Origin of the sequence: Halomonas sp. ISL-56, from assembly GCF_018612805.1 — a bacterium.
Lineage (GTDB): Bacteria > Pseudomonadota > Gammaproteobacteria > Pseudomonadales > Halomonadaceae > Vreelandella.
In genome coordinates this window covers 247,798-270,199 of sequence record NZ_JAGGRO010000011.1, presented here as the reverse complement: position 1 = coordinate 270,199, position 22,402 = coordinate 247,798, and the positions used below count along the sequence as shown (strand labels likewise).

Sequence of the window (22,402 nt, the reverse complement as noted above, 5' to 3'; positions counted from 1 at the left end):
TATGTGTAAAGGTTATCTACCTAAAGTACTTATGATGTCGGCGCTGGCACTCGCAATTGCTGGCTGTGCCAGCCAGCAAGGCGGAAGTCCCCAAGTGCGGGATTTAAGTCAAGCACGCCAGGCAGTGGAAAACTCGCCCCAATATACGGTCAAAGCAGGCGATACCCTGTATGGCATCGCGTGGCAGCACAATTTGGATTATCGCCAGCTCGCGGCGATGAATAACATTAATCCGCCTTACCAAATTCGGCCAGGGCAAACCATTGCTCTGCGCGAAGGCGCCGCGTCAGTGGCCAGCAGTAACCAGCCCGCTACGAGTACCTCCGGTGGCAGTGGCGCTGTGGCGAGGGGGCTGAGCCCACAGACCGCTTCGGTGGCGAGTGATGACCAGGAGCTGGATTGGCTGCTGCCCGATGAATCGGCAATTCAGCGCAACCAGCGCCTAACGGCTGAACGCAATGCTGCAGATCAGGATGCGTCGTCCTCAACGCCTCAGCCTGAAGTGGTCGCGGCGGCTGATCCTGAGCCCGCCCAACAGCCCACACCTCAACGATCACCAGAACCCGAACAAGCGCCAGAGCCGCAGCCAGTATCGGAACCTGAACCAAAACCCGAGCCGAAACCTGAACCGCAGCCCGAAGCTGCTCCGGCTCAACAAAGCGCCAGCGTAGACCGCTCTTCGCGAACCTATACGCCCGCTGAAACCATCGCCTGGCAGTGGCCTGCGAACGGCAATGTGGTCGGGGCATTTGGGCAAGGTAATAGCATCACCGCCGGGATTGATATCGCCGGTGAAAAGGGGCAACCTGTTAAAGCAGCAGGCCCTGGCATCGTGGTCTATGCGGGCAGTGGCGTCAGGGGCTATGGCAACCTCATCCTGCTCAAGCACAACGATCAATTCCTGAGTGCGTATGCCCATAACGACAGCTTACGAGTCAGTGAAAATGACGTGGTCGAGGCTGGCGAGGTGATTGCCACAATGGGGGATAGCGACGCAGAAAACGTCAGGTTACATTTTGAGGTTCGCCGTGATGGGCAGCCTCAAGATCCCATGGACTTTCTGCCTTCCCGCTAGTGCACTCACCAAAAGAGTGAGCAAACAGCGTTTAACTTGGACGTTGCCCGAATGGCTGTATTCGAGCGTCATATAACAATCGTCACATAACAATAGGGTGTGTGTCCTAGAACGCACCCCTTTGATTTTTAAATGGCGGGTAGGCGACAAACGAGGGGTAAGGCCATGAGTATGTTGGAGAAGGATCTACAGGAGGTTGACCTGGATGCTGTTGAGGAGGCGCTTGATGAAACCGATGACGACATCACGGTAGAAGAAGACGCTTTCGAGAAAGCACTAGGGCGTGAGGATCGTCAATCGACTCAAAGCTTGGATGCGACGCAAATCTACCTCAACGAAATCGGCTTTTCGCCACTGTTAACGCCAGAAGAGGAAGTCTACTACGGCCGCCTGGCCCGCAAGGGCGACCCATTGGGTCGCTCGCGGATGATTGAGTCCAACCTGCGGTTGGTAGTGAAGATTGCCCGCCGCTACCTCAACCGCGGCTTAACGCTGTTGGACTTGATCGAAGAGGGCAATTTGGGCTTGATCCGCGCGGTGGAGAAATTCGACCCCGAGCGGGGCTTCCGTTTTTCAACCTATGCAACGTGGTGGATTCGTCAGACCATCGAACGGGCGCTGATGAACCAAACACGCACGATCCGACTGCCTATTCATGTGGTCAAAGAACTCAATATTTACCTACGTGCAGCGCGGGAATTAACCCAGAAGTTTGACCACGAAGCCACCGCCGAAGAGATCGCTGATCATCTCGATAAACCGGTCGATGTGGTCAAAAAGATGCTGGGCCTTAATGAGCGAGTGTCGTCGGTCGACTACCCCATGGGAGGCGAGAGCGATAAGCCGCTGATTGATACGCTGGCTGACGATGAAGTGCAGGGCCCAGAAGCGCGCCTGGTGGATGGTGATGTCAAAGAGCATGTGGATCTGTGGCTTGATGAGCTGAGCGAAAAGCAGCGCGAAGTGGTGGTGCGCCGCTTTGGCTTACGCGGCCACGAGTCGGCTACCCTGGAAGAAGTGGGCGCCGAAATCGGTTTAACCCGTGAGCGGGTGCGCCAGATCCAAGTCGAAGCACTTAAGAAACTGCGCCGTTCACTGGAAAAGCAGGGTCTTTCTCTGGAAGCTCTGTTCGAGACCTAAAGACACATAAGCGAGACCACGCATGCGCCCCCTTGTGGCTGATATTGACCTGGACGCGCTGCGTCATAACTATCAATTGGCGTGCCGCTGCGCGCCACACAGCCGCTCAGTGGCGGTGATTAAAGCCGACGGCTACGGGCATGGAGCCTTGGCCTGCGCCCAAGCGCTGGAAAGCCAAGCACCGGCGTTTGCTGTCGCCTGTATAGAAGAGGCCCTTACGTTGCGCCAGGGCGGCATTAACCGCCCCATTATCCTGCTGGAAGGCATCTTCAGCGCTGACGAACTGGCGCTAGTCGATGCCCATGGCTTTTGGGTCGCGGTACACAGCCAGTGGCAGGTTGATGCGCTGCTAGCCGCCACACCTCAGGCGCCTATTCCGGTCTGGTTAAAAGTCGATTCAGGGATGCACCGTCTGGGGTTTGCCATCGACGAAGCCGCCGCCATCTGGCGCCAGCTCAGTGATTCGCCGAGTGTGTCCTCGCTCCATCTGATGAGCCATTTTGCCAGCGCCGACGCCCAAGACAATCGCTACTTCAACCAGCAAATGACCCGGCTCAAGGGGCTGGCCAGTGAGCTAGACGCGCCGCTGTGTCTGGCTAACTCACCGGCTACCCTGGCGTGGCCGGTGTCCCACGGCGACTGGAACCGACCGGGCGTGATGCTCTACGGCAGTGACCCTTTGGAGGTGGCCAATGACATTACTCGGCAGCTGCAGCCGGTAATGACCCTGCGCTCGCAAATTATTGCCCTGCGCGAGCTGGAAGCGGGTGAACCCGTGGGCTATAGCGGCCGCTGGCGAGCGCCACGACGTTCACGTATTGCCGTGGTCGCCTGTGGTTATGGCGATGGCTATGACCGTCATGCCCGCGATGGTACGCCGGTACTGGTCAACGGCCAACGTTGTGCCATTGCCGGTAAAGTCTCCATGGATATGCTCACCGTTGATGTCACGGACGTCCCCGACGCAGTGATTGGCAGCGACGTTGTGCTGTGGGGCCGGGCCAGCAACGGCGAAGTGCTGCCGGTGGATGAAGTGGCCCGCTATTGCGATACCATCAGCTATACGCTGCTAACAGGGGTGCTGCCCCGGGCGCCGCGACGTTATCATGAGCGTTCTGTTTAAACGGTTGTTTGCATGTCGAAATCACGTTATCCGCGCTCTTTCGCCCATCCGCGATATTGGCCCACCTGGCTGGCTATTGGTTCGATGCATGTTGCTGCCTGGCTGCCTTGGCGATTGAAAATGGCCACCGGTAAAGGCCTTGGTTTACTTGCCTGGCGGTTTGCCAAACGGCGTCGGCGTATTACTGAAACCAATATCGCGCTGTGCTTTCCCGAAAAGAGCCCAGAACAACACCATCAGTTGGTCAGAGATACCTTTATTGCCAATGGCATCGGCCTGATTGAAACCGCCACTGGCTGGTGTCGCGATGGCGAAAGCCTGCGTCACCGGGTTGCTTACATCGGCGAGGAGCATATGGCCCGCGCCGAGGCCCAAGGCAAAGGGGTAATTGTCGTCGGCGTTCACTTTTCGACACTGGACTTAGGTGGTGCTCTTCACGCGCTGTTTTTCTCTGCTGATGCGGTCTATCGCCCGCATAATAACCCGCTATTTGAGCGCTTTATGACCCGCGCCCGAGGGCGCAACTTTGGCGACGCCATTGACCGTTACGACCTGCGTGGCGCGGTGCGTCAGCTCAAAAAAGGTCGCATGGTGTGGTACTCACCGGATCAGGATTTTGGCCGCGATGTGAGCGTATTCGCGCCACTATTCGGCCAGCAGGCCGCTACCATTCGTTTAACGGCCAAGCTGGCGCGTATGACCGGCGCGCAGGTGGTGCCGATGATGTTTCACCGCAACCCGGATAATGCGACGTATACGATTGAAAGCCTGCCCGCCTTGGAAGGCTTTCCCAGCGGCGATGAAGTAGCCGATGCCAAGCGGATCAACCAGTTTATTGAACTGGCCATTCGCAAGCACCCCGAGCAGTACCTGTGGCTGCATCGGCGTTTTAAAACCCGTCCTGAAGGTGAGCCCAGCGTTTATTAAGTAATAGCCGCCATAAAAAAAGCCAGCATTAGCTGGCTTTTGGCGTTCTGGTACTGCGTTTGGTTTAGATTTGGGCTTAGTCCAGATTACGGGAGTAGAAAATTTCCAGCATCTCTTTACGCAGACGGCCTTCAATGTCGCGGGCTTCTTCAAAGGTTATGTCGCGACGCGACGTGCCGAACAGGTAGTTATCCAGCGCAAAGTCTTTGAGCAGCATTTTGGTGTGGAACATGTTTTCCTGATACACGTTGACGTCCATCATCTGATACGCATGCTTGGTGTCTTCAGCAAGGTAGTCTTGGATGGAAGTAATACCGTGATCGATAAACAGTTTTTTGCCATCCACATCGCGGGTAAAGCCGCGCACCCGGTAGTCCATGGTGACAATATCGGAGTCGAAACTGTGAATCAGGTAGTTCAGTGCCTTTAAGGGGCTGATATGACCACAGGTGGAGACATCGATATCCAGACGGAAGGTGCTGATGCCGTTGTCAGGGTGTGACTCAGGGTAGCTATGCACGGTGACGTGGCTTTTATCCAAATGCCCAACCACCGTCTCCGGCAGCGGGCCAGGGCCCGGCTTAACTTGCTCAGGAGCCGCCTCGTCAAGCTCATGCTCGGCAATCAATATCGTCACGCTCGCGCCATGGGGCTCGTAGTCCTGACGGGCGATATTAAGCACATGGGCGCCAATAATATTGGTGACGTCTTTCAGTATCTGCGTTAAGCGTTCGGCATTGTAGAGTTCATCGATATAGTCGATGTAAGCTGCTGTTTGCTCTTCAGTTTTGGCATAACAGATATCGTAAATATTGAAGCTTAACGAGCTGGTTAGGTTGTTAAACCCGTGGAGTCGGAGATTGTCGGTCACGTCCGAACCTCGTCAATAATCTCAAAGGAGTGGGTGATCTTAACGCCGCCGTTAACAAGCATGATTGATGCACTGCAGTACTTTTCAGCGGAGAGTTCAACTGCGCGGGCCACCTGTTTCTCTTTCAGCGCGCGTCCAGTGACCACGAAATGGACGTGGATCTTGGTAAATACGGCGGGCACCTCATCGGCGCGTTCGGCGTCTAGCTCAGCGACGCAGTCGGTCACATCGGCACGTGCTTTATCCAGAATATTCAAGATATCAAACGCGGTGCAACTGCCCATGCCCATCAGCAGCATTTCCATTGGGCGAGGCCCTGTGTTGCGGCCACCGTGGTCGGGCGGGCCGTCGATCACAACGCTGTGCCCGCTGCCGGATTCCGCCACGAATTGGCGGCCTTCTGTCCATTTTACCCGTGCTTTCACGTTGCTCTCCTCATCTAGGCGACGAAAGGTAAGTCGCGCAGCATAACATTTCTTGGCCTATGCGCCCCACCAATTGCTCAGCCCTGTAGCTGGCTTTCCAGCGCGGCTAGGCGTTCAGGGGTTCCCACGTCGACCCAGGGCCCTGTGTAACGTTCACCGCTTACCCGTTGGTTATCAATAGCGGCTCTGAGCAGTGGCGCCAAGGCAAAGGCACCCTGTGGCTGACCGGCTAACAGGGCAGGGTGAATCACACTGATGCCTGAATAGGTCAAACGCTCAGTGCTGGTTTGATTAACGCGCCCTTCCACTAGGCCAAAATCCCCATTCGTGTGGTGTGGCGGATTTTCCACCAGCACCAGGTGCGCCAGGTCGTCGCCTTGCAACGCCTGTGGGCCAGGAAGCGCTGCGCACCAAACGTCACCGTTGACGAGCAGAAACGGCGCCTCGCCCAGCAGCGGCAGCGCTTGCTGAATACCGCCGCCGGTTTCCAGTGGTGTTGTTTCCCGACTCCAGTGAATGCGCAGCCTGTAGGCGTCACCATCGCCGAGTGCTTCGATAATCTGCTCAGCACGGTAGCTAACGTTGATGACTACCTCATGAATACCCGCCTCGCGAAGTCGTTCCAGATGGTGCACGATTAGCGGCTTACCCGCGACGGGCAGTAGTGGCTTAGGGCAATGGTCGGTGAGCGGGCGCATGCGCTTGCCCAGGCCTGCGGCTAAAATCATCGCTTTCATGACGGCATTTCCGCTAGTCGTTGCATGATGGCAGGCCGTAATGTGAGCTTCACCCACTCAGCAAACTCAGCCTGGTCGGTCAACAATGCAAGGCTGTCTTCCAGATGATCCAGGAAGTGCGGTAAGCGCTCTAGGTAGCCACTTTTTTGATCGCGCAGGGTTAAGCGGCAGAAAATTCCCAGCACTTTTAGCGAGCGCTGGGCGGCCATGGCGTGGCACTGGTTCAGAAAAGTGGCAAAATCTACGCTGCCGGGCAAACGGCCATCGCTGCGGGCCTGGTGATAAAAGGCATCAACAAAGGCGGCGAACTGCTCGCTGCTAAAGCGGCAGTAGCGCCCACGCAGTAGCGAGATAACATCGTAGCTGATTGGGCCCGCCACCGCGTCCTGAAAGTCGATCATAAACAGCCGTTGGTCATGCACCATCAGGTTCATGGCATCAAAATCACGGTGCACAGTGACCACCGGCTGCGCTAAAGCGTGCCGGATGAGTTGCTCGCGAACGGCGTGCCAGCTAGCTGGCGGTGGCAGCGTTAACCAAGCGCTGAGACACCACTCGGGAAACAGATCGAGCTCGCGGCCCAGCAGTGCCGTATCATAAACAGGCAGTGACTCAGGGCCTGCACGGTTTTGCAGCTCGGCAATCAGCGTGAGAGCCTGGGCGTGATAAGCCTGTGTGGTAGCGTCGTCGCTAAATAAACGCTGCAGCGGCGTATCGCCCAAGTCTTCAAGCAGCAGAAAACCATCCGCCAGGTTGGTCGCGTGCACCTTGGGAACCGGCAGCCCGGCGCTGCGCCAGCGCTGGGCGATCGCCACAAACGGCTGGGAGTCCTCTTGCTCAGGCGGGGCATCCATGACCACTTGGGTGGTGCCGTCGGGCAGCGTGAGGCGAAAATAGCGCCGAAAACTCGCATCGCCCACGGCGGATGAAAGCGAAATATCGGCCTTGGAAAGGCCATTTTGTTGGGCAGCCCACATGGTGAGGGCGTTAATCCGATATGAGGACATGCAAGCTCCTTGCTGGTCGGGCATCATGCGGGCTGTATAATACCGATTCTGGATGCCAAGGATAACGAACATGGGCAAGCGATTTTCGCGCACCTTGCCGGTTGCGCATACGCTGATGGGCAGTTTGCTTGCTGGCGCCTCGTTTACGGCGGTGGCTCAGGGTCAAACCATGTCCGCTGAAGCGTTGGATTGGCAACCCTGGGGGGAAGAAGAAGCGGCTAACCAATTGTGCCGTGGGCGCTACGTCATGCCTAGCTACCGCTTGCCAGCGGAGGATAACCCGGAAACGCTCTCGCTTGAGGCCAGTGACGTTGATTACGCCGCCAATGGCGAGGCGTTGCTGCGTGGTGATGTTGTTCTGCGCCGCGGTAATGAAGAAGTGGAAGCGGAGCGGGTCTTTTTACCCGCTGACCGCCAGCAGGTCGATGCTGAAGGCAATATCGCCATACGCGATGGGCGTGCTCTAGTACGTGGCGAGCAGGCGATGCTACGGTTAAACGAAGACCGGGCTACGCTGGGCAACAGCCACTTTGTGCTCTACGAGCAACATTTGCGGGGCCAGGCCAGTCAGCTAGAGCAGACCGGAGAAAATGAGTACCGCCTGCAAGACGCCAGCTTTACCACCTGCGACCCGGGGGCCAATAGCTGGCAATTAGTCAGCAGTGATATTCGCTTGAATCAGGCCGAAGGGTTTGGCACCGCGCGGCATGCCCGTTTGGAGGTGAAAGATGTGCCGGTATTTTACTGGCCTTGGCTACGCTTTCCCATCGACGATCGTCGCCACACGGGGCTGCTGTCCCCGTCGATTGGCTTTTCAACGGACGGTTTCGACTACGCCCAACCGTTTTATTGGAATATCGCCGCTAACCACGATGCGACGATCACACCGCGCTGGATGAGCGATCGCGGGCTGCTAATGAACGGTGAGTACCGCTACTTGTTTGAGGAGAGCGCGGGTATCGTTGAAGGCGGCTATTTAAATAGCGATGACGGCGGCTCTGGCGGCGGAGAAAATCGCTTTGAGGGCGAGGATCGCTGGTACGTGGATGCTCGTCATGCAGGGCGTGTGAGTGAGCGCAGTAATTACCAACTGCGCTATGGGGCGGCCAGCGACGGGCGCTACTTTGATGATTTTGGTGCTGAGTTTGGCGACAGTGACCGCGCCAGTATGGAACGTTTGGCCCAGGTCGATTACCGCGGCCAGCGCTGGCAGCTAGACGCCCGTGCCCAGGGGTTCCAGCGTTTGGAAGACCCGCTTAGCGATAGTGATAAACCCTTTTATCAACTGCCGAGTTTGAGCGCGAATGCCAATTGGCAGTTCGACAACGGGCTATATACCCAGTGGCGATCAAATGCGACCTATTTTTGGCGCGATGTGGATGAGCGCCGCGTGCCGGAGCGTGAAGCGGCCACCGGTAGCCGTTTGCATCTATCGCCTGCGGTTGGTTGGCGTTTTGAACGGCCCTGGGGGTACCTTGAGCCGCGCACCGAGCTGTGGAATACCGCCTATGAGCTGGATTACGGTGAGCGCGACACCCAGCGTAGTGATTCGCCCAGTCGCAGTGTTGCGCTGACCTCCATTGACAGTGGGCTCGTCTTTGAGCGTGAGCTGGCACTCGGTGGGCGCGACTACCGCCAAACGCTAGAGCCACGCTTGAACTACGCCTACGTGCCGCGCACCGATCAGACTGAGCTGCCCGACTTCGACAGTCGCGAACGGGCTTTCTCCTGGGATCAGCTCTGGTCAGCCCAGCGCTTTTCCGGCACTGACCGGGTGGGTGATCTCAATCGACTCTCTTATGGCGTGCAGTCGCGCTTATTGGAAGATGCGTCTGGCCGTGACCGGCTCTCATTCGGGGTAGGTCAAAGCGTTTACTTCGCTGACCGCCGAATCGATAGCGAAGGCGATGCTGATACGCTGCCGGATCGACCGGAAGACAACGCTAGCGTCAATCCGGAAAGCCGCTACCAGGCTACCCGGGATCGTTCGCCGCTGGTGACCCGTCTTGACTGGCAGATCAATGATCGTTGGAGCAGTGGCGCAGAATGGCTCTACGATGATCACCGGGAACGCACCGAACGTTCAAGCGTTGACGTAGGTTATCGGCACCCTGAAGGGCACGTAGTGAACCTTGGCTACCGTTGGGAGATCGAAGGGTTCGACCCAGGCGTATTGCCGGGCGATGATGGCTTTCGCGACTATAACCGCGAAGAGTGGGATCTCTCGTTTGCCTTGAAAGCCACCACCAACATTGATTTGATTGGCCGCTACCTGCACGATCAAGCCAATGAGCGCTCCCTGGAGCAATTGGCCGGCGTGCAGTGGAACAACTGCTGCTACGGTCTGCAGTTGGTGTGGCGCGAATGGGTAGACGACAATGACACCGCCCGCATTAATGATGACTTTAATGATCGTGGGCTATTTTTGCGCTTCGTTTTCCGTGGTTTAGGCGGCGTTGGTCAGGATGCGGATAGCTATTTTGAACAGACCATTCCTGGCTATCGTCCGACTGCCCTGTAAATGACTTCCATCTAATGGCGAATGAAGCTAATGAAAGAGACGTTTGATATGAAAATGAGAAAGCCCCTGCTAGGCCGTATGAAGCAGCTCTCTGCTGGTAGCCTGCTCGCGTTGTGTCTAGGTGCAGGCCTTGCGCTGGCCCCACTAACGGTACAGGCGCAGAACTTCCAGTCCACTCAGCGCCAGACGCTAGATAGCATTGTGGCTGTTATCAATGACGGTGTGATTATGCGTAGCGAATTAAATGATCGCATGACGCAAATCGAGCAGCAGGCGCAAGCCCAGGGCGGCAATCTTCCGCCGCGCTCCCAGTTGGAGCGGCAGGTGCTCGAGCGCATGGTGATGGAAGAAATTCAGCTGCAAATGGCCAAAGATGCCAATTTGAGCATTGATGATACCGAGCTCAATGGGCAGGTTCGCTCGATTGCCGAATCCAACGGCATGACACTGGACGAGTTTGCCGATGCTGTTGAAGCTGATGGTATGACATTGGCCGGCGTGCGCGAAGATATTCGCCGCGAAATGCTCATGCGTCAGGTACAGCAGCGCCAGATTAGCAACCGGGTATCGGTCAGCGACCGCGACGTTGAGCGCTTCCTAAACCAGCAGCCCGGCCAATCCGGCGAGCAGAATTTTATTGAAGAGACCCGTGCCCGCCACGTGCTGATTGCACTGACCCCTAATCGCGATGAGAACCAAGCCCGTGCGCGAGCGGAAGAGGTACGTCAGCGTTTGGCACAAGGCGAGGATTTTGCCTCGCTAGCGCGTGAGATGAGCGACGATAGTGGCACTGCCCTCAACGGCGGTGAGCTGGGCTGGGTTCGCCCAGGGCAGACCGTTCCTGCCTTTGAAGAAGCGATGCGCGAACTAGGCGTTAACCAAGTATCTCAGCCAGTTCGCTCTCAGTTTGGCTATCACGTGATTGAAGTGGAAGAGCGCCGTCGTCAAAACGTCACTCAAGAGAGCCAGCGTGAGCAGGTGCGTCAAGCGATCTTCCAGCGTCGCGCTAACGAAGAGTTAGAGACATGGCAGCAAGAGATCCGCTCACAGGCCTTTGTTGATATTCGTCTCTAATGGTAGCGGGCGCTTTATCATCCGGCAGCACTTTGCCTGATAGTACTTTGCCTGATAGTACTTTGCCGGTGGTCGTCACCACCGGTGAACCGGCAGGTATCGGCCCGGAGTTAACGCTGATGCTGGCGGCTCATGGCCAGCTCCCAGCGAATACGGTGGCGATTGGCGATCCTGCCATGCTGCGCCAGCGGGCAGTTGCCTTGGGGCTTAATGTCAGCGTGGTGGAGTGTGCACCAGGCGAGTTTCCAAACGGCGCCAAGGGCTTGCCGGTTTGGCCGGTTAAGCTGAATCAACCGGCTACGCCGGGCGTTCTCGATCCGGCTAACGCCGATTATGTCTTGGCCACTCTGTCGCTGGCTGTCGATGCCTGTCAGCGGGGCCTCGCTGCTGCCATGGTTACAGCGCCGCTGCACAAAGGCGTCATTATCGAGGGCGGCCACCCAGGCTTTACCGGCCACACCGAGTGGCTGCGCGATGCCTGCGGCGTCGATGAGGTGGTGATGATGCTGGCCACCGACGCGGCGCTGCATGCCAGCGCACCAAGCTGGCAAGGCAGTGGCGATCTGCGTGTGGCGCTGGTGACCACCCACTTGCCGCTGCGCAACGTTGCCGACGCCATTACTTTTGGGCGGGTAACGCGTATCAGCCGACTGCTAGAGGCCGATTTGCAGCGCCAGTTTGGGATTGCCAAACCACGCATCGCAGTGTGTGGTTTAAACCCCCACGCCGGTGAAGATGGCCACCTGGGGCGCGAAGAGCTGGATGTGATTATTCCCGCCCTTGATGCGCTACGCGCGGATGGTATGGATATCCTTGGCCCGTTGCCCGCTGACACGCTGTTTACTCCTAGGCACTTGGCAGGTGTCGATGCGGTATTGGCGATGTATCATGACCAGGGTCTGGCGGTGTTAAAATACGCGGGCTTTGGTCAGGCCGCTAACATTACCCTGGGCTTGCCATTGGTACGCACTTCGGTCGACCATGGCACCGCGCTGGATCTAGCCGGTAAGGGCGTGGCAGACCCCGGCAGCTTAAAAGTCGCTATCACCCTTGCTCGCCGTTTGGCTGTCCAGCGGTTGTCTGTAAAATCTCCCGATTGAATCCGCACTCCAAGGAACACCGTTTGATGTCTACTGTGCCCCAACACCGCGCTCGTAAACGCTTTGGTCAGAACTTTTTACGCGACCTTGGCATTATCTCGCGGATCGTTCGCGCCGTTGGCCCGCGCTCGACGGATCGTCTCGTCGAAATTGGCCCAGGCCAGGGCGCGCTGACCGAGCCGCTGCTAGAAGCCGCGGGGCATTTAGAAGTGATTGAACTCGACCGCGACCTGATCCCGGGCCTGAGAGTGCAGTTTTTCAACTACCCCGACTTTGTGATTCATGAAGGCGATGCGCTGAAGTTTGATTTTGCCGCGCTGAAAGGGGATGGGCCAGCGCTACGTGTGGTGGGCAACTTGCCCTATAACATCTCCACACCGCTGATTGTGCATCTGTTAGCAGCAGGCAGTGCCATAGAAGATATGCACTTTATGCTGCAAAAAGAGGTGGTTGAGCGCTTAGCGGCAGAGCCCGGTGGCACGGATTGGGGGCGTCTGTCGGTGATGGCCCAGTACTACTGCCAGGTCGAACAGCTGTTTATCGTGCCACCGGAAGCCTTCGTGCCACGCCCCAAGGTCGACTCGGCCATCGTGCGGCTAACCCCCCATGAAACGCTGCCCCATACCGCGGATGATCCAGCGCTGCTGTTTGAACTGGTCAAGCTCGCCTTTGGTCAGCGACGTAAAACGCTGCGCAATAATTTCAAAGGGCGGGTGAGTGCAGATACTTTGGAAGACCTGGGCATTGACCCCATTCGCCGTCCGCAAACCTTGACCGTGGCGGAGTACGTGACCATTGCCAACCGTGTCGCTGCCGACGAGCAAGCGAGCGGTGAGCGGGGCAGCCAAACGTGAGTGACCTGGCGATCAATATAAGCGTTGTGCCTAGCTATCGTGCCGATGAGTCTAACGACGGCGAGTCGCGCTACGTGTTTAGCTACACCGTAACCGTGCACAATCAAAGCCCCCACAGCGTTCAACTGATGGCGCGTTACTGGAAAATCACCCAAGGCGGAGGCGAGTACCAAGAAGTGCGCGGCAAAGGCGTCGTCGGCCAGCAGCCGCTGATTGGCCCTGGTCAAAGCTTTCGCTACACCAGCCGGGCGATTCTCCAGACGCCGGTGGGGGTTATGGAAGGCGCCTATACGCTGCTAGACACCTCCACCCAGCGTGTTTTTGAGGCGGAGATCAATCCATTCAGGTTGGCCGTGCCAATGCAACTGCATTAGGCACTCTGCGTTAGTCTATCCTCCAGATGGTCGCAAAGCCGCAGCGCCAACTGCACAAGGGTTAACGTGGGGTTGGCGTGCCCCGCGCTGGCAAAAACGCTGGAACCCGCCACGTAGAAATTATCCTGGGCAAACAGGCGGCAGTCAGCGTTAACGATACCTTCCTCGGCATTTAAACTCATGCGCGTGCCGCCCATATGGTGACGCCCGGCAAGTTCGCCGTCGGTGGGCAGCTGCACCGGCGTATCGGCGAGCCAATCAGCCAACTGCAGCCTACCCACCTCGTTATCGCGCAGATACTCTCCCAGTAGCAGCATACTTTCGCGAATAGTGCGGCGATCCAGCTCAGATTGCCGCCATACCAAGCGGCTTCTTGGTACCCCTAATTTGTCCAACTCATCGCTCAGCTCAATACGGTTATCATAGCGCGGTTCCTGCTCCCAGGCGGCTCTAAGTACTGCGCCGTGGATTACCCGACCTTGGGCCTGCCAAACACGCAGTCGGCCAGCCAGCGTTGGCGCCTGATCGGCGAGCTCGTCAACCAGCTCCTGAGTAGCCTCTGGGTTCATGCGGTGCAAGCGCAGTCCGCAATTCAGTATTTGCCGTGCGTTGATGGCGTCAGCGGTGGGGGAGAGGAACACATTGTACTCGTCGTCCAAGCCCAGTGCTGCGGGCTCGAAAAGCAACGCTTTACCCACCGTGGCGTGGGGGTGCTCCATCCAGTAACGCCCAAGGGTGTCGGCTTGAGGTATTAGCTGGCCATTTAACTGCTGGTTGCACCACAGCAGCAGGCGCGAGTTTTCGATGCCGCCGCAGGCGAGCACGAAGCAGCGTGCCTGCACTTTGCGATAGTCGCCCTGGTAATTGCTGAAAGTAGCATTGGTGACCGCGCCGTCATGGGTTTCCAGCGCCACCAAGTTAGCCGTAAGGCAGCACTCAAGAGTGGTCGAATCTCTCAGCGTAGCGGCATGCTTCTCCTTCATGCGGGTGGGGTGGCCCAGCGAAAAATAGATGCGCTTGAGCCCTGCGTCAGGGATCAAATGATCGTCGGGGGTAGGCTCCAGACCGAGCGTGTTAACGGCTGCGCTGTAGTAAGGCGCTAGCGCATCTCGGCCTATAGGCCAGGCCGTTTCGCTGGCGGCTGCTTTGGCATTGAAGTCGTAGCGATCCAGGGGGCGACAAATGCCGCCCCAGTGGTTGGTCGACCCGCCCAAATGGCGCAACCGAGCGCCATACAGGGGTATGTAGGGGTCGCCGACGACATCGCCTTTGTAGCACTCTTGGGAGCGTTCGCTGTAGTCCGCATCACCACCTTCGCAGAGCAGTACGCGGTGCCCCCGCTCCGCCAGGGTAACCGCCATAGAAATGCCCGCGGCCCCCGCGCCGATAATGCAGACATCCCAGGTGTCGGTGTGTTCGCTGATATCCTTAAAGTCGATATACATCAGCGGTCACTGCTGCGCAGTAGCCAACCATTAACCGTCACCGCAACGGGCGGCGGGGCAAGCTTGGGAACGGCGGCTTGCGCGCTTGGTAGTAGCGCTGTGCCAGGCAGTATGAGTGCGCCAAGGCCTGCCAGCGTTGCCGCTCGCAGCAGCCCGCGTCGAGAATGATCCATTGTCATAGGCGTATCGTTTTCCTTAACAGTGATGGCGAGGTGGGTAAGTTGGCGAGAGGCTTAATAGCGCCAAAGCGTACTTTTATAGTGATCCAGGTTGGTCATTTTCACCAGCGTTAATCATCAACATAAACTGCCAATGACAGGCAGAGGTTGTCGCTGAGGTGTTAGTATTTCGCCTACTCACTTTATTGAAAAGGCCTTACGCATGAGCACTTATGCGATCGGCGATCTGCATGGCTGCCACGCCGAATTTTTAGCCTTGCTTGAAAAGCTCAGTTTTAACCCTACACAGGATACGCTATGGCTAGTGGGCGATTTGATTAATCGGGGCCCAGGGTCGTTAGCGTGCCTGCGCGAAGTACGCGCGCTGGGTAGCGCCGCACGCAGCGTATTGGGCAACCACGATTTTCATTTGCTGGTCGTGGCGCGCGGCGGCGGAAAGCTGAAAAAAAACGACACCCTGAGCGATATTCTTGACGCCCCAGACCGCGAAGCGTTACTGGATTGGCTACAGAGCCAGCCGCTTAGCGTGTTTGAAAACGCTACACTAATGACCCACGCCGGGCTGCTTCCCCAGTGGAGCGTTCCCCAGACGGAGGCGCTTGGGCGGGAAGTGCAGGCGGCGCTTGCCAGCGAAACATCCGGTGAGTTTTTAACCCAGCTATTTGGCAACCAGCCGGATGTCTGGCGTGACGACCTCGACGGCATGGATCGCCTACGTCTGATTGTTAATGTACTCACCCGTATGCGCTTTATTGATGGCCAGGGGCGTTTAGATTTTGCCGCCAAAGAGGGCCTGGATAGCGCCCCAGAGGGCTTTCTGCCCTGGTTTCAATACCCGCGTAGCGATGACGTCCAGTTGCTCTTCGGCCACTGGGCGGCGTTGGAGGGGCGTACCCCCGAGGCACAGGTGCCCGTTGAGGCACTGGATACGGGCTGCGTTTGGGGCGGTCGATTAACCGCACTCAATCTAGATAGCGGCGAGCGAACCAGTGTGCCCAGCCAACAGGGAAGATAAAATCGTAATGGAAAAAAAAGTTACTCAACAAGACGCTGATTCTCGCTTGGCGGGACTAAACGTCTATCGGGTCGGCGGCGCCGTGCGCGACGCGCTGCTGGGCTGGCCGGTTTACGACAATGACTGGGTCGTGGTGGGCGCCACGCCAGATGCTATGCGTAAGCGCGGCTTTAAACCGGTGGGGCGTGACTTTCCGGTCTTTCTGCATCCGGATACGGCCGAGGAGTACGCTTTGGCCCGAACCGAGCGTAAGTCTGGGCACGGTTATGCTGGCTTTGAGGTTCACGCCAGCCCCGATGTGAGCCTGGAAGAGGATCTACTGCGCCGCGATCTAACCATTAATGCCATAGCCCAGAGCCCTGAGGGCGAATTAACCGACCCATTTAATGGCCAAGGCGATATCGAACGGCGCGTGCTTCGGCATATTTCAGCCGCCTTTAGCGAAGACCCGCTGCGGGTGCTGCGTACCGCGCGCTTTCTGGCCCGCTATGCCTCGCTGGGCTTCACCATTGCCCCTGAAACCCTGGCGCTGATGCGCCAAGTGAGCCAGAGTGGCGAACTTGAGCACCTGGCCGCCGAGCGGGTGTGGGTCGAAACCGAAAAAGCGCTAGGCGAGCCAAGCCCCGCGATCTATTTCACCACCCTTGAACGCTGCGACGCCCTCTCCGTATGGTGGCCAGAATTGCTGGGCGGATCGCTAGAAGAGGGCCTGGAGGCATTAGCTCAAACGCCTTCCAGCAGTGCTCCGGCGTTGGCCCACTGGCGCTATGCGCAGCTGGTATCGCCGCTAAGCGCTGAGCAGCGTGATGCCCTGGCGCAACGACTCAAGCTACCCAATGCCGTTGCTCAGCTTGCCCGCCATACCGCGCTGACACATGCGCTATTGGCCGTTGGGTTAGAAGGTTCGAAGGTGTTGCATTGGCTGGAGCGTTTGGATGGCTGGCGTAAGCCCGAGCAGGTCGAGGCGCAACTGGCGTTAGTCAAGGTGTTGGCGCCTGATCAGCTTGGTCAGCTTGAAAGCGCTTGGCAAGCTGCCCTAAAGGTTAGCCCCCAGGTGTTGATTGCCGAAGGGTATCAAGGCGCGGCGTTAGGAGAAGCCTTGCGTGAGCGCCGCGGGCAGGCGGTAACGACTGCGCTAGCGGATTAGTCGTCGAGAGGTTTATCGGCGTGCCGCAGCCAGTAGAGGTTGTTGATCTGCTAGCGAGATCCAGCGGCCACGCCAGCTGAAATCCACCGCCCAGAGGCGTTGACTGCCTAGCTCGAAGGCGCTCCATAGCGCGGCATAAGGGGTGCCGCAGCGAGGGTGGCGCTGCTCGGGCAGCAGCTCCGCAAGTGGCTGTAGTACAAAGGCGTTGTGGGTAATTTCGCTGCGCGGTAGGGCAATGTCGTTAACAGTGCCGCAGAGGCTGCCCACGGTGAGCAAGTCGATGTCCAGTGCGCGGGGGCTGAATTTGGCAATATCGGGCAGGCGACCATGCTCAATTTCGAGCTGTTTGCCCCACGCCTGCAGTTCGCCTGGCGTCCAGGTGCTGCGAAACGCCACCACCAGATTATAGAAATTGCGGTTGTCGGTGAAACCCACCGGCTCGCTTTCAAACACCCGGGATATCTGCAGGGGCCCGAAGGTATCGGCAAGCGCATCGAGGCAGCAGCGAATATGCCGTGTGGGGTGGATATTGCTGCCTAAACTGACCGTCACCAGGTTCATGCGCTGACCTCCTGGGTTGCCTCCGGCAGGCTGCCGCGGGTAATTTCTAGACCGACACTGGCAGCGTTGGGGACTGCCCCTGGTTTGCGCACAGTTAAGCGCAGCCAGGTGATCGGGAACTCCGTGCGCAGGCACTCCGCGAGGCGCTCGGCAAAGGTCTCTACCAGGGCGAATTGATGTGCGTCGGCAAATTGCTGGATGCGCTGGCAGATAGCGGCGTAATCCAGGGTAAGGCGTAAGTCGTCGGTGGCTGCCGCCGAACGGATATCGGTCGCCAACACCAAGTCTAGGCTTAGCGACTGTTGAATCGAGCGCTCCCAATCGTAGACACCAATGACGGTGTCGACACTTAACGCTTCAATAAAAATACGATCCATCCAGCTTCCCCCTACGGTAACAAGCGGGCGATTGTACGTTAGGATGGGGCTAAACGACAGTAAGCCGGGCTATCGAGACGGCCTATAATGCGAGCATATAGCCATGGGTTGGATAGTGGTGGGGTATTTAAGCGGCAGTTGGCTGGCAGCGTTGAGCGTTTGCCGCCTGGCTGGCGTGGGCGACCCCCGCCAAAATGGCTCGCTTAATCCCGGCTTTTCCAACGTGTTACGCCTGTATGGCCCCCGCTTAGCGGCAGCGACACTGCTATTAGACGCCTTAAAAGCGATGCCCGCGGTACTGGGTGCAAAGTTGACGAGTTGCCCGGTATGGCTGCAGGGACTGGTGGGATTAGCCGTATTGCTAGGTCACAGCTTTCCGCTGTGGCATGATTTTCGGGGCGGAAAGGCGGTCGCCAGTGCCTTTGGTGTGCTGCTGGTGTTAGTGCCCTATGTAGCGCTATTAAGCGCGGCTGTTTGGTCGCTGCTGGCATGGCGGCTAAAAACCGCTGCGCTGGCCTCACTAGCGAGTGCGCTAGTAGCGCCCCTGGCCTGTGGCTGGTTGGCGCCGGAGTATGTCATGGTGGTCGGAGGATTTAGCCTGCTGGTGTTAGCCCGCCACGGGCTTAATATTCGCCGACTGCGAAGCGGTAAGGAGCCGCCGTTTCGCGGCTCCTAAGCCCATAACCAGATTAACCGCGCTGTTAGCTGCCAGAGTCAGCCGGGGGGGGTTAGTTGATCAAGCGGCCAGCGGGGCGTCGCCTGCATCAAGCCGGGAGTATCGCATTCGCCCGCCGCCAAGCGTTGAGCGCCCACATAGGCAATCATGGCGCCATTGTCGGTGCAGAAACGCCCACGTGGGTAGTAGGCGCGGGCTTGGCGTTTTTCACACTCAGTTTGCAACCGTTCGCGCAGACGATGGTTGGCGCTCACTCCCCCTGCGACTACTAAGCGCTTTAATCCAGTTTGATCCAACGCTCGACGGCACTTAATTACCAATGTATCGACCACCGCCTCTTCAAAGGCGCGGGCAACGTCGGCGCGGGCCTGGGCGTCGAGTTCGTCGGCTGTTTCCAGCTGACGAATGGCCGTCATGGTGTGGGTTTTAAGCCCTGAAAAACTAAAATCCAGCCCTGGCCGGTCGGTCATGGGGCGCGGAAAACGAAAGCGCTTGGGGTCTCCCTGTTCCGCTAGCTTGGCGACCTGAGGGCCGCCAGGGTAGGCCAACCCGAGCATCTTGGCGGCTTTGTCAAACGCTTCACCTGCCGCGTCATCCACCGATTCGCCGAGCAGTTGATAACGCCCCAGCCCCTGCACTTCGACGAGCTGGGTATGGCCGCCGGAGACCAACAGCGCCACGAAAGGGAACTCGGGTGGCTCATCTTCCAGCATGGGTGCCAGCAGGTGACCTTCCATATGGTGTACGCCGAGCACCGGGATGTTTAGGGCGCGGGCCATGCCGTGCGCGGTGCTGGCACCCACCATTAATGCACCGACCAAACCTGGCCCGGCGGTGTAAGTGATACCATCCAAGTCGCGGCGTGTCAGCTTGGCATCGCTGAGCACTTGCTCAATCAACGGCAGCAGTTTGCGAGTGTGATCGCGCGAGGCGAGTTCGGGAACCACGCCGCCAAACTCAGCGTGCATGGCGATTTGGCTATACAGCGCGTCGGCAAGCAGCCCCTTGCCACCGGTTAACGAGGTGTCATAAAGCGCGACACCCGTTTCGTCGCAAGATGTTTCAATGCCCAGAACTCGCATAAAAAGGGACTCTCAAAGGCTATTTTAAAAGATGAAAAAGTGAAAAACACAACCGCGCTAGTTTAGCATTGTCACTGCAGTTCAGCGTAAGCATTTGCAAACAGGGTCAACGACGACTAAACTACTGTGCGCTGTAAAACTGGGTCGTACACCGCTTTGTTAGTCGCAATATGAACCGCGATATCGCAGTGTACGTACTATCCGAACTCAAGACTCCTTAAGGTAGGTGAGTGCTTAATGCCTTCTGTAAAAGTACGTGATAACGAGCCGTTTGACGTCGCCCTGCGTCGCTTCAAGCGTTCTTGCGAAAAAGCCGGTGTTCTTTCTGAAGTACGCCGCCGCGAGCACTATGAGAAGCCGACTGCTGAGCGTAAACGCAAAGCGGCAGCTGCCGTAAAACGCCACGCTAAGAAAGTGCAGCGTGAGCAAAAGCGTTTCGAACGGCTCTATTGATCCGTACCCGAGGGGGCCGGAGCAGTTAGCTGGTCGTCTCAAGAGGGATGCCAAGCGGCCGCCACTAGGTGGCCGTTTGTTTTTGACTGTTGTTTTTAAGCCGTCGTTCAAGACCGTCGCTGTTTATGATGATCTGATCTGGTAATGGGTCTGATGACCTTAGGCAGTGTTTTTAAACTGGTTTTGAAATATAGCTTTTAAAAACAGTCTCGAAAGTTAGCGCCTTGCGCGAGGATGCCCGTAGTTCATGGCAGGCCAAATTCCACAGCGTTTCATTGATGACCTGTTAGGCCGCGTTGACGTGGTCGAGGTGGTTGGTGAGCGTGTGCAGCTTAAAAAGGCTGGCCGTAACTACTCGGGGCTATGTCCCTTCCATCAAGAGAAAACCCCTTCGTTTACCGTCAGTGCTGATAAGCAGTTTTATCACTGCTTTGGCTGCGGAGCTAATGGTAATGCACTACGCTTCTTGATGGAGTATGACAAGCTGCCGTTTCCTGAGGCGATAGAGCAGCTAGCCGGGCGCTTGGGGATTGATGTGCCGCGTAAGGGCGCTGATGACCCGCGTGCTCAGCAGCGTGAAAAAAAGCGCAAAGAGGGCGTTAACCTGCTCGAACTAGCCGCCAGCTTTTATCGCGAGCGATTAAAGATGCAGGAGGGGCAGTCCGCCCAGCGTTATTTGTCGGGTCGTGGACTCTCGGACGACGTGATCAAGACCTATGGCATTGGTTACGCTCCGGCAGGCTGGGAGGCGCTGAAACAGCACCTCAGCGAGCGCGGTATTGGTGAGCCGGTTCAGGTCGAGTACGGCCTGTTGATTCACCGCGAAGATACCGGACGTACCTATGACCGTTTTCGTGATCGGGTAATGTTCCCGATTCGCGATTTGCGTGGTCGCACGATTGCTTTTGGCGGCAGGGTGATGGGTGATGATCAGCCCAAATACCTGAATTCGCCGGAAACGCCCGTGTTCCATAAGGGCCGTGAACTATACGGTTTGTATGAGGCGCGCCAAGCCTCCAGCAAGCTTGAGCAGCTGGTCATGGTCGAAGGCTATATGGATGTAGTGGCGTTGGCGCAGTACGGTATTCATAACGCTGTAGCGACACTGGGTACGGCCACCACGGAAGACCATTTGACCCGCCTGTTTCGGCTAGTGAGTCGCGTAGTGTTCTGCTTCGACGGTGACCGTGCGGGAAGGCAGGCGGCTAGCCGGGCATTAGAAACCGCGCTGCCGCAAATGATTGATGGCCGAGAGGCGCGCTTTCTGTTTCTGCCCGAAGGTGACGACCCGGACACCCTGGTGCGCCGTGAAGGCACTCAGGCGTTTCAGGATCGCGTCACGTGTGCCATGCCGCTGTCGGAGTTTCTATTCGAGCAAGCCGCCCAGGGGCGCGACTTAAAAACAGTGGAAGGGCGTGAGCGATTTGCCAGTCAGGTGCTTGAAGCATTGAACAAAGTGCCCGAAGGAATGCTCAAATCGTTATTGCTGGAGTCACTGGCGCAGCGTAGCGGGCTAGCGCAAGAGCAGTTAAAAGTGTTGCTCGAAAAGCGTGCCCAGTCATCGCAGCGGGCTTTATCCAGGGGCGATGTTTCCCATGGGCAGGCAGAGCAGGGAGAAGTTGATCCGGCGTCATCCGCGATGTCCGGCGCTGTTTTGGCAGCGCCAGCTCAGACGTCGCGTTCACGCTCTCGGGCGCTCTCCCCGGTTGGGCGTATTGTGCAGCTGTTGTTGCATGAGCCCAACCTGGTGGCCACGCTCCCTGAGCAGATGGAGTGGTTGCCGGAAGATGACGATGCGCCGCTATGCCGGGAGCTGATTGAGTTGCTCAAGGCGGGGCGCTACCGCAGCCCACAAGTGGTGTTGGCGCATTTTCAAGGCAGCCAGCAGGGGCAGGCCTTGGCAGCCTTCGCTAAGCGCGAGCTGTTAATTCCCAAGGCCGACCGGGAAGCGGAGCTGAAGGGCTTGGTGGAACACTTGCAGTATGTTCAGCGTCAGCGTTCTCCCCAAGAGGAGTACACGGCGTTGCTGGCGCAGGAGCGCGCCGGGCAAAAGTTAGATAAGGAGCAGCGCCAGCGTTTGGCAAGTTTGGTAATGGAGCTTGCTCAGCGTCAATGAGGCGGTGTCTTGGGCGATGGGGGTTGAATTCCTAGCGTTTTAGCACCAGATATAGGGCTAGCCACCGAGCGCTGGCCTAACCGAACAAACTAACACACCTGAATTACCGCGCAAATACGTCTA

Annotated in this window: 23 protein-coding genes; 14 read left to right on the top strand and 9 right to left on the bottom strand. The window is 57.6% G+C overall.

The annotated features are described in order from the left end of the window. Position 1 precedes the first annotated feature (1 nt). From J7J49_RS09120 to lpxL, 4 genes are all read left to right on the top strand, one after another. Positions 2-1,075 (top strand): peptidoglycan DD-metalloendopeptidase family protein, encoded by a 1,074-nt coding sequence (locus J7J49_RS09120; RefSeq protein ID WP_215091945.1) that lies wholly within the window; start codon positions 2-4, stop codon positions 1,073-1,075. 165 nt (positions 1,076-1,240) lie between these two features. Continuing rightward, a complete protein-coding gene (gene rpoS, locus J7J49_RS09115; protein WP_064234332.1) occupies positions 1,241-2,215 on the top strand; it encodes an RNA polymerase sigma factor RpoS in 975 nt (324 codons plus the stop codon). Positions 2,216-2,237: 22 nt separating this feature from the next. Further along, positions 2,238-3,338: an alanine racemase gene (gene alr / locus J7J49_RS09110; protein WP_215091942.1), complete on the top strand. Its 1,101-nt coding sequence runs from the start codon at positions 2,238-2,240 to the stop codon at positions 3,336-3,338. Between the two features lie 12 nt (positions 3,339-3,350). Next, positions 3,351-4,265, top strand: coding sequence for an LpxL/LpxP family Kdo(2)-lipid IV(A) lauroyl/palmitoleoyl acyltransferase (gene lpxL / locus J7J49_RS09105; RefSeq protein WP_215091940.1), 915 nt, complete (start codon positions 3,351-3,353; stop codon positions 4,263-4,265). 76 nt (positions 4,266-4,341) lie between these two features. Here lpxL and speD read toward each other — a convergent pair whose 3' ends face one another. The 4 genes from speD to J7J49_RS09085 form a co-directional block, all read right to left on the bottom strand. Further along, positions 4,342-5,136 carry an adenosylmethionine decarboxylase gene (speD, locus tag J7J49_RS09100; protein ID WP_064234335.1) on the bottom strand — a complete coding sequence of 265 codons (795 nt, stop codon included), beginning with the start codon at positions 5,134-5,136 and terminating at the stop codon, positions 4,342-4,344. Then, positions 5,133-5,561 (bottom strand): OsmC family protein, encoded by a 429-nt coding sequence (locus tag J7J49_RS09095; protein WP_064234336.1) that lies wholly within the window; start codon positions 5,559-5,561, stop codon positions 5,133-5,135. The genes speD and J7J49_RS09095 overlap by 4 nt, the downstream gene beginning before the upstream one ends. A 77-nt stretch (positions 5,562-5,638) precedes the next feature. After that, positions 5,639-6,298, bottom strand: a complete 660-nt coding sequence (gene murU / locus J7J49_RS09090; RefSeq protein WP_215091938.1) for an N-acetylmuramate alpha-1-phosphate uridylyltransferase MurU — start codon at positions 6,296-6,298, stop codon at positions 5,639-5,641. Beyond that, positions 6,295-7,305 (bottom strand): aminoglycoside phosphotransferase family protein, encoded by a 1,011-nt coding sequence (locus J7J49_RS09085; RefSeq protein WP_215091936.1) that lies wholly within the window; start codon positions 7,303-7,305, stop codon positions 6,295-6,297. The genes murU and J7J49_RS09085 overlap by 4 nt, the downstream gene beginning before the upstream one ends. Positions 7,306-7,375: 70 nt before the next feature. Here J7J49_RS09085 and J7J49_RS09080 point away from each other — a divergent pair, with 70 nt between their 5' ends. The 5 genes from J7J49_RS09080 to apaG are packed head-to-tail and all read left to right on the top strand — an operon-like array spanning position 7,376 to position 13,228. After that, positions 7,376-9,826: an LPS-assembly protein LptD gene (locus J7J49_RS09080; RefSeq protein WP_215091934.1), complete on the top strand. Its 2,451-nt coding sequence runs from the start codon at positions 7,376-7,378 to the stop codon at positions 9,824-9,826. 48 nt (positions 9,827-9,874) lie between these two features. Further along, on the top strand, positions 9,875-10,900 hold the full coding sequence (locus tag J7J49_RS09075; RefSeq protein ID WP_064234448.1) for a peptidylprolyl isomerase: 1,026 nt from the start codon (positions 9,875-9,877) through the stop codon (positions 10,898-10,900). Beyond that, entirely contained in the window at positions 10,900-12,000 is a 1,101-nt protein-coding gene (gene pdxA / locus J7J49_RS09070; protein WP_215091932.1) for a 4-hydroxythreonine-4-phosphate dehydrogenase PdxA, read from the top strand. The genes J7J49_RS09075 and pdxA overlap by 1 nt, the downstream gene beginning before the upstream one ends. Before the next feature lie 26 nt (positions 12,001-12,026). Then, positions 12,027-12,854, top strand: a complete 828-nt coding sequence (rsmA, locus tag J7J49_RS09065; protein ID WP_064234340.1) for a 16S rRNA (adenine(1518)-N(6)/adenine(1519)-N(6))-dimethyltransferase RsmA — start codon at positions 12,027-12,029, stop codon at positions 12,852-12,854. After that, positions 12,851-13,228, top strand: coding sequence for a Co2+/Mg2+ efflux facilitator ApaG/CorD (gene apaG, locus J7J49_RS09060; RefSeq protein ID WP_064234341.1), 378 nt, complete (start codon positions 12,851-12,853; stop codon positions 13,226-13,228). Before rsmA ends, apaG begins: the two co-directional genes overlap by 4 nt. Here the strand turns inward: apaG and J7J49_RS09055 are convergent. After that, positions 13,225-14,673 carry an FAD-dependent oxidoreductase gene (locus J7J49_RS09055; protein WP_215091929.1) on the bottom strand — a complete coding sequence of 483 codons (1,449 nt, stop codon included), beginning with the start codon at positions 14,671-14,673 and terminating at the stop codon, positions 13,225-13,227. The genes apaG and J7J49_RS09055 overlap by 4 nt on opposite strands. Continuing rightward, positions 14,673-14,852 carry a hypothetical protein gene (locus tag J7J49_RS09050; protein ID WP_064234343.1) on the bottom strand — a complete coding sequence of 60 codons (180 nt, stop codon included), beginning with the start codon at positions 14,850-14,852 and terminating at the stop codon, positions 14,673-14,675. The genes J7J49_RS09055 and J7J49_RS09050 overlap by 1 nt, the downstream gene beginning before the upstream one ends. A gap of 202 nt (positions 14,853-15,054) precedes the next feature. Between J7J49_RS09050 and J7J49_RS09045 the strand changes: the two genes are divergently transcribed. Together J7J49_RS09045 and J7J49_RS09040 are read left to right on the top strand one after the other, a co-directional pair. Next, the gene (locus tag J7J49_RS09045; RefSeq protein ID WP_215091927.1) at positions 15,055-15,867 is read left to right on the top strand and encodes a symmetrical bis(5'-nucleosyl)-tetraphosphatase; all 813 of its coding nucleotides are present in this window, start codon (positions 15,055-15,057) and stop codon (positions 15,865-15,867) included. A gap of 7 nt (positions 15,868-15,874) precedes the next feature. Beyond that, on the top strand, positions 15,875-17,014 hold the full coding sequence (locus J7J49_RS09040) for a tRNA nucleotidyltransferase/poly(A) polymerase-related protein (protein WP_215091926.1): 1,140 nt from the start codon (positions 15,875-15,877) through the stop codon (positions 17,012-17,014). Positions 17,015-17,026: 12 nt separating this feature from the next. Here the strand turns inward: J7J49_RS09040 and folK are convergent, their stop codons facing one another. Next, positions 17,027-17,575 (bottom strand): 2-amino-4-hydroxy-6-hydroxymethyldihydropteridine diphosphokinase, encoded by a 549-nt coding sequence (gene folK, locus J7J49_RS09035; protein ID WP_215091924.1) that lies wholly within the window; start codon positions 17,573-17,575, stop codon positions 17,027-17,029. Then, the gene (gene folB / locus J7J49_RS09030; protein ID WP_064234347.1) at positions 17,572-17,952 is read right to left on the bottom strand and encodes a dihydroneopterin aldolase; all 381 of its coding nucleotides are present in this window, start codon (positions 17,950-17,952) and stop codon (positions 17,572-17,574) included. Before folB ends, folK begins: the two co-directional genes overlap by 4 nt. Before the next feature lie 103 nt (positions 17,953-18,055). On the opposite strand from folB, the gene plsY reads away from it, so the two are divergent. Then, complete coding sequence (plsY, locus tag J7J49_RS09025) at positions 18,056-18,628, top strand: glycerol-3-phosphate 1-O-acyltransferase PlsY (RefSeq protein ID WP_215091922.1); 573 nt, start codon at positions 18,056-18,058, stop codon at positions 18,626-18,628. Positions 18,629-18,666: 38 nt separating this feature from the next. On the opposite strand, the gene tsaD is transcribed toward plsY, so the two are convergent. After that, on the bottom strand, positions 18,667-19,710 hold the full coding sequence (tsaD, locus tag J7J49_RS09020; protein WP_215091919.1) for a tRNA (adenosine(37)-N6)-threonylcarbamoyltransferase complex transferase subunit TsaD: 1,044 nt from the start codon (positions 19,708-19,710) through the stop codon (positions 18,667-18,669). A 237-nt stretch (positions 19,711-19,947) separates the two neighbouring features. On the opposite strand from tsaD, the gene rpsU reads away from it, so the two are divergent. Continuing rightward, positions 19,948-20,163, top strand: coding sequence for a 30S ribosomal protein S21 (gene rpsU / locus J7J49_RS09015; protein ID WP_008956349.1), 216 nt, complete (start codon positions 19,948-19,950; stop codon positions 20,161-20,163). A gap of 247 nt (positions 20,164-20,410) precedes the next feature. After that, positions 20,411-22,279 carry a DNA primase gene (gene dnaG / locus J7J49_RS09010; protein WP_215091918.1) on the top strand — a complete coding sequence of 623 codons (1,869 nt, stop codon included), beginning with the start codon at positions 20,411-20,413 and terminating at the stop codon, positions 22,277-22,279. The last annotated feature ends 123 nt before the right edge of the window (positions 22,280-22,402 follow it).

Excerpts from the sequence above, each read along its gene's own strand:
- J7J49_RS09075 (WP_064234448.1), top strand. The coding sequence starts at position 9,875 with ATGAAAATGAGAAAGCCCCTGCTAGGCCGTATGAAGCAGCTCTCTGCT.
- J7J49_RS09050 (WP_064234343.1), bottom strand. The coding sequence starts at position 14,852 with ATGACAATGGATCATTCTCGACGCGGGCTGCTGCGAGCGGCAACGCTG.
- tsaD (WP_215091919.1), bottom strand. The coding sequence starts at position 19,710 with ATGCGAGTTCTGGGCATTGAAACATCTTGCGACGAAACGGGTGTCGCG.
- rsmA (WP_064234340.1), top strand. The coding sequence starts at position 12,027 with ATGTCTACTGTGCCCCAACACCGCGCTCGTAAACGCTTTGGTCAGAAC.
- dnaG (WP_215091918.1), top strand. The coding sequence starts at position 20,411 with ATGGCAGGCCAAATTCCACAGCGTTTCATTGATGACCTGTTAGGCCGC.
- J7J49_RS09080 (WP_215091934.1), top strand. The coding sequence starts at position 7,376 with ATGGGCAAGCGATTTTCGCGCACCTTGCCGGTTGCGCATACGCTGATG.
- rpoS (WP_064234332.1), top strand. The coding sequence starts at position 1,241 with ATGAGTATGTTGGAGAAGGATCTACAGGAGGTTGACCTGGATGCTGTT.
- J7J49_RS09040 (WP_215091926.1), top strand. The coding sequence starts at position 15,875 with ATGGAAAAAAAAGTTACTCAACAAGACGCTGATTCTCGCTTGGCGGGA.
- murU (WP_215091938.1), bottom strand. The coding sequence starts at position 6,298 with ATGAAAGCGATGATTTTAGCCGCAGGCCTGGGCAAGCGCATGCGCCCG.
- lpxL (WP_215091940.1), top strand. The coding sequence starts at position 3,351 with ATGTCGAAATCACGTTATCCGCGCTCTTTCGCCCATCCGCGATATTGG.
- folB (WP_064234347.1), bottom strand. The coding sequence starts at position 17,952 with ATGGATCGTATTTTTATTGAAGCGTTAAGTGTCGACACCGTCATTGGT.
- pdxA (WP_215091932.1), top strand. The coding sequence starts at position 10,900 with ATGGTAGCGGGCGCTTTATCATCCGGCAGCACTTTGCCTGATAGTACT.
- alr (WP_215091942.1), top strand. The coding sequence starts at position 2,238 with ATGCGCCCCCTTGTGGCTGATATTGACCTGGACGCGCTGCGTCATAAC.
- J7J49_RS09120 (WP_215091945.1), top strand. The coding sequence starts at position 2 with ATGTGTAAAGGTTATCTACCTAAAGTACTTATGATGTCGGCGCTGGCA.
- plsY (WP_215091922.1), top strand. The coding sequence starts at position 18,056 with ATGGGTTGGATAGTGGTGGGGTATTTAAGCGGCAGTTGGCTGGCAGCG.
- folK (WP_215091924.1), bottom strand. The coding sequence starts at position 17,575 with ATGAACCTGGTGACGGTCAGTTTAGGCAGCAATATCCACCCCACACGG.
- J7J49_RS09085 (WP_215091936.1), bottom strand. The coding sequence starts at position 7,305 with ATGTCCTCATATCGGATTAACGCCCTCACCATGTGGGCTGCCCAACAA.
- rpsU (WP_008956349.1), top strand. The coding sequence starts at position 19,948 with ATGCCTTCTGTAAAAGTACGTGATAACGAGCCGTTTGACGTCGCCCTG.
- J7J49_RS09055 (WP_215091929.1), bottom strand. The coding sequence starts at position 14,673 with ATGTATATCGACTTTAAGGATATCAGCGAACACACCGACACCTGGGAT.
- J7J49_RS09045 (WP_215091927.1), top strand. The coding sequence starts at position 15,055 with ATGAGCACTTATGCGATCGGCGATCTGCATGGCTGCCACGCCGAATTT.